The sequence below is a fragment of the Olsenella sp. CU969 genome (genome assembly GCF_905219715.1).
GTDB lineage: Bacteria > Actinomycetota > Coriobacteriia > Coriobacteriales > Atopobiaceae > Granulimonas > Granulimonas faecalis.
On the sequence record NZ_CAJMXC010000106.1, the window covers coordinates 1 to 4,686 of the forward strand.

At 76.2% G+C, this 4,686-nt stretch carries 3 protein-coding genes; all 3 read left to right on the forward strand.

All coding sequences use genetic code 11. From position 1 onward, the window contains the following. A partial coding sequence (locus JX283_RS07800; protein WP_204830071.1) for a hypothetical protein occupies window positions 1–718 on the forward strand: 718 nt, incomplete at its 5' end. A 211-nt stretch (window positions 719–929) separates the two neighbouring features. Then, a complete protein-coding gene (locus tag JX283_RS07805; protein WP_204830073.1) occupies window positions 930–2,636 on the forward strand; it encodes a glycosyltransferase in 1,707 nt (568 codons plus the stop codon). Between the two features lie 141 nt (window positions 2,637–2,777). Then, window positions 2,778–4,634: a glycosyltransferase family 2 protein gene (locus JX283_RS07810; protein ID WP_204830074.1), complete on the forward strand. Its 1,857-nt coding sequence runs from the start codon at window positions 2,778–2,780 to the stop codon at window positions 4,632–4,634. The last annotated feature ends 52 nt before the right edge of the window (window positions 4,635–4,686 follow it).

Consider the following 4,686-nt stretch of genomic DNA (forward strand, 5'->3'; position numbering starts at 1 on the left):
GGTACCCGGGGCGGCGGGCGACGCCGGGGACGAGTCCGGCACCGTCACGCCGGACGGCACGCGCATCGCCCCCGAGGGCCTGCGCGAGCGCGCCCGCGCGCGGCACGACCGCACGGTGCAGAAGCGCGTCACCATGGGCGTGCTGGCCGTGGCCGTGGTCGCCGCCATCGTGGGCGTGTGGCTCTCGGCGGGCTTCGTGACCCTGGCCACGGGCGGCCAGGGGCTGGGCGAGAAGGTCTCGATCGTCCGCACGTCCCGCAGCGATGCCGCGGACGCCGACAAGGGCGCCGACGACGCCCCCGGCGACAAGGGCGCGGCGGGCGACGGCTCCCCGTCCACGGGCACGGGCTCCGGGACGGGCACAGGCTCCCCGACGGGCGCGAACGGAGCCGCGACCACCGACGGCACGTCCGGCTCCACAGGCTCCGGGAGCGGGGGTGCCTCCGACGGCACGGGCCCCGGGACCGCCACGGGCGGCGGCGGCAACACCGGCAGCGGGACCGGCGCCGACGGCACCTCGGGCTCGACCGGCGGCGGCACCGGCACGGACGCCTCGGGGAGCGGAACGGGGACGGGCGGCACGTCCGGCTCCACAGGCTCCGGCACCGGCACGGGCTCCGGTGCGGGGACCTCGGGCGGCGGCTCCGGCTCCGGTGGCGGCGCGTCGGCCCAGTCGGACGGCGCCTCCCAGGGCGCGCCCGCGGCGAGCGCCTCCTAGCCCCCCCCCGCGGCGGGCGCCGGGACTTCGCCCCGGTCGGGCACCTCTGTCCCACGGCGCCGTGGGACAGAGGTGCCCGACCGTTGGGACAAAAGTGTCCGGGTGATGGGACAGGGCCTCGGTGGGGCGGAGCTGGAGTCCCTGTTTTTCATATCGACTTCAACTGGTATGCTGAAACGGCATTGAAAGTCATCCCCGGAATCGAGGCACCATGGACAAGCCCCGTATTACCGTCGTGATTCCCGCCCACAACGCCGGAGAGACCCTCGCCGGCTCCATCCAGAGCGCGCTCTCCCAGACCGGCGTCGCCGTGCAGGTGGTCGTCGTCGACGACGCCTCCGACGACGCCACGGGCCTNGTGTGCCTGCTCTTCTCCTTCGACCCCCGGGTGACCGTCGTCACGCTCGAGGGGCGCCGCGGGTCCGTGGCCGCGCGTGCCGCGGGCCTCGCCGAGGCCGCCTCCCCCTGGGCCTGTTTCCTCGACGCCGACCGCCGGCTCGAGCGGGACGCCTGCCTCATGGCCCTCCGCTGCGCCGACCGTACCGGCGCCCCCCTCGTGGTGCCCTCGTCGCTCCTCTCGCCAGAGACCGCGGGTGCGTCCGACCCCTGCTCGCGGCTCTTCGACGACCCGTGCCAGCCCCTGGAGCTCAACGGCGTCTTCTGCGAGACGGGCCTCGCCCGCCGCTCCTTCGACGGCCTGCCGACCACGGGCCCCTGCCGGGCCGGCGGCACGCTCGCGCTCTTCTCCATGGCGCTCGAGGCGCCCGCCATGGCGTCGCTCGACACCCCTCCCGTGGCCCCGCCCGAGGCCGGGTGCCCCTGGGACGCCGCCATGGACGTCCGGGCCTTCACCGAGCTCTGCACCGCCGCCGAGGCCCTGCGGGCGGCCGGACGGGTCATCTCCCGCCACGACGCCTGGGACGAGCGGAGACGCACGTACCGCGCCCTCTCGCTTCGCCTCACGAGACCCCTGCTCGACGGGTTCCCCGCCAACGTGGAGCCCCGCGCCCGTGCCGCGGCCTTCGACGCGCTCTGCTCGGCCTTCCCCGTGGCCGAGGCCGTAGATGCCGTGGGGGCCTGGTGCGCCGACTCGCTCGCGGCCGTCCTCGACGCCGTGCAGGGCTCATCCTCCCTCGACCCGCGGCCCGCGGAGCCCCTGGGCGCCCTGGCGGTGCTGCTCGGCCCCGGCGACGAGCCCGCCTCGGAGGGGCCGGCCATGGAGCTGGCCCTCGCCAACTCGACCGTGAGGGCCGTCCCCCTGGCCGACCGCGATCGGGCCGCCGTGGCACCCACGCTCGAGCTCCCGCACTGGCAGCCCGGCGAGTCGTACCTCCCGCGCGCACGGCGCCTCCTCACCGTCCTCAACGAGCACGACGCCGACGCCGTGGCCTGCACGCTCTGCTGCGACCCGGCGCTTCCCCTCGACCTCNTGGTCGCCCGCCTGTCCGGACGCCCCGTGCTCGTGCGCGTCCCCGCCTCGCTGGCGTGGGCGCTCGGCGAGACGGGCCGTGTGCACGACCTCGTGGCCGTCGCCCAAGCCGCCACGGTGCTCGCGCCCCCAAGGGCCGTCGACGCCCCCTTCTGGCGCGCCGCGACCGGCGGTGCCGTGATGCCCCGCCAGGGGTCCGAGACCTGCGACTCGTGGCTCGCGCGACTCCTCGACGCCCTCGAGCAGGGCGCGCCCCGCGACGCCGCACCGGCGGTGGAGGGACCGCTGCTGCCGCTCTTCGACCCGCGCCTCAACGACGACTCCTCCATGGGGCCCCGTGCCTCCGACGCCGACGAGGTGGCGCGCCTGCGCGAGCAGGTGAGCATCCTCCAGGCGCGCCTGGCCTCCGCCCAGGGGGAGGCCCGCGCGCTCCGCAGGCAGCTCGTGGCCTCCGGCTGCCTACCCTGGAACCCAGCCGCCGAGGAGTGACCCATGGGGCTCCCCGGCCCGGCGCACCGGGTTTTGGGTCCCCTGGGCCGCCGAGGTGGCGGCTCCCCCTCCCCGCTGGGGTACGATAGGGCCGGCGTCCCGCACCCGCACCCCAAACACACCCAGCGAGGAGGCTCTCCCATGGAACCCGACGTCTCCGTGGTCATCCGTGCCCACAACGCCGAGCGCACGCTCCGCCGCGCCGTCAAGGCGGCCCTCGACCAGGCCCCGTCCACCGTCGAGGTGGTGGTGGTCGACGACGCCTCCACCGACGGCACCGCCCGCGTGGCGGCCGAGGCCGCCATCGAGGACCCGTCCGTCCGCGTGGTGAGCCACGCGGACACCCTCGGCCGCCTCGAGTCGTACCGCTCGGGCCAGCGCGCGTCCCGCGGCCGGTGNATCGTNTTCACCGACGCTGGCNACCGCCTGGAGCCGCGATCGCTCGCCTCCCTCGTGGAGGCCGCCGATGAGGCCCAGGCCCAGGTGGTGGTCCCTTCCGTCGAGTACGTCGCCGGCCGCGCGCNGGCGCCCGTGCCCGCAGACGTCCCCACCGTGGCCGACGCCCTCTCCCGCACCGGCGACACCGGCGACCTCTCCGCCGCCCGCGTGACCCCGGACGACGTCTTCGACGACCGCACCACCGGCTCCGTGGCCCGCGTGGTCTCCCCGCTCATGCAGACCCTCGAGGGCCGCGACGTGGTGGACGCCATGTTCGTGACGCGCCAGGTGCCCGTGCAGATCCGCGGCCGGCTCTTCTCAGCGGAGCTCGTGCGCCGCGCCTTCGCGGAGATCGGCATCGGCGCCGTGGCCAGCCGTGACGAGGCCGTGCTGAGCTTCCTCGCGGCCACCCTCTGCCCCCGCCTCACCGTGCGCCCCGACCTCCGCTCGGTCACCATCTGCACCGACGACGGGGGCGGCACGCTCTCGCTCGAGGAATTCCGCCAGGTGTGCGCCAACCGCGCCACGGCCGAGGTCGTGGTGGAGTACCTCAACCGCACCGAGCGCTGGGAGCGCTACTACGACGACTGGGAGGGCATGGCCCTCATGCTCGCCGGCGAGGCCGTGGCGTGCTTCCCCGACCGCGTGGGCGTGGAGGACTGGCCCGCGGCGGCCGACGCCCTCCTCGAGAGCTGGGGCGCGCCCTACGTGTGCGGCGCCGTGGCCGGCGGCGACGCCGACGTGGCGGCCTACGCCGTGGCGCTGGCCTCCGCCCAAGGCCTCGCCCTCGAGGGGGGCCGTGTGCACCGACCGGCGTTCCTGCTCCACGCGGGGGACGACGTGGCCCGCGCCAAGCGCGTCATCGACGCCCTGGGCGCCAGGCGCTCCTCCCCCACCGTGCTGAGCGACGCCGCCGGTCCGCTCCCCTCGGGCCTCTCGGGCAACGCGGCGCTCCCGCCCCAGGACCGCGTGCTCGACCGCGCCCGAGCGCTCGAGAAGGCCCTCGCCGACGCAGAGGCCGACGCCCTCGTGATGCTCGCCGGCGACGAGCGCTGCGCCTACGACGCCCTCGTGGCCCGCGCCGCCGGCCTGCCCGTGGCCGTGGTGGCCTCCGAGCCCCTTGAGGGCACGGCCGCCTACCGGCGCTGCGCCGCGCAGGTGGCCCTCGCCACCTGCGTCGTGCCGGCCGACAACGTGGACGGCGAGCTGTGGTCCATTGGCAGCGTGCGCGTGACCCGGGAGAACGGGCTCGTCTCAGCGCTCTCCCTGGGCACGCCCACCCGGCGCGACCTCGACTCCCGCGTGCTGGCCATCCGCCTGGTGAGGAGCGCCCGGACCTTCGAGGAGACCTGCGACCGCCTCAAGGAGGCCTGCGCCGTGGCCATCGACGGCCACGACCGCCTGGAGACCGAGAACGCCGGCCTGCGCGACCGTGTGGCCGACCTCGAGCGGCGCCTCGAGGAGGCCTGCGCCGAGAACGACGAGCTCCACGACGCGCTCGACCGCAGCTCGCAGCGGGGCTTCCGCGGCGGCATCTTCCACCGCGGGGCCAAGGGGTAGCCGGGGCGCCGCGGAAGCCGCGCTGCGAGCTGCGGTAGAGCGCGTCGTGGTG